Below are 710 nucleotides of genomic sequence, written 5' to 3' on the forward strand. Positions count from 1 at the left end.
GGCGAGCTGCCCTACGCCCCCGCCTCGGCGAGGTGAGGGCACCGATGCTCCGCGTCCTTCGCCCACCCACGTCAGACAAGGAAGCCGGCTGACCCATGGCACGCGACTTCGGCCACATCCACACCAGGATCTGGGAAGACCCGGACTTCCAGCGCCTCGATGCCCCCCATCAGCGGCTCTTCCTGTTCCTGCTCACCCAGCGCAACCTCAACCATGCCGGCCTGCTGCCGATCACGCTGCGCCGGTGGGCCTCCAAGGCCCCGGGCCTGACAACCGACCAGCTCCGCGACCAGCTCGCTGTCCTGGCCGATCACCGCTTCGTCGTCATCGACGAGGACGCCGAAGAGCTGCTGGTCCGCACCTTCCTACGCAACGACAACATCTGGCGGCAGCCCAACGTCATGGCGGCCGCCGTCACCGCGGCCGGGGAGATCACCTCCCTGGTGCTGCGCCGCGCGCTGCTCACGGAGCTCGACCGCCTTCCCGTCGCCGAGCTGAGCGACGCCCCGGGCAAGAACGGCGCTCCCTCCGTCCGGGGGAAGGTGCGCGGCAGCATCGCCGACCTGAAGCGCCAACTCGGCGGCGACGCCCCGCCGCCACCCGGCTCCGGCGCCCAACCCCACCCCGCTGAGGGGGATGCCGAGGGCTCTCCGACCCCTCCCCAAGCCCCGAAACCCCCTACCGACCCCACCCGGGAACCCCAACCGAAC

The 710-nt window shown here is 71.3% G+C and carries 1 pseudogene; it reads left to right on the forward strand.

Annotation, left to right across the window (positions count from 1 at the left end):
- Positions 1-95 precede the first annotated feature (95 nt).
- Positions 96-710 (forward strand): annotated as a pseudogene (locus BIV57_RS20535) (hypothetical protein); the annotation flags it as partial.

The sequence above is a fragment of the Mangrovactinospora gilvigrisea genome (assembly GCF_001879105.1).
Classification (GTDB): Bacteria; Actinomycetota; Actinomycetes; order Streptomycetales; family Streptomycetaceae; genus Mangrovactinospora; species Mangrovactinospora gilvigrisea.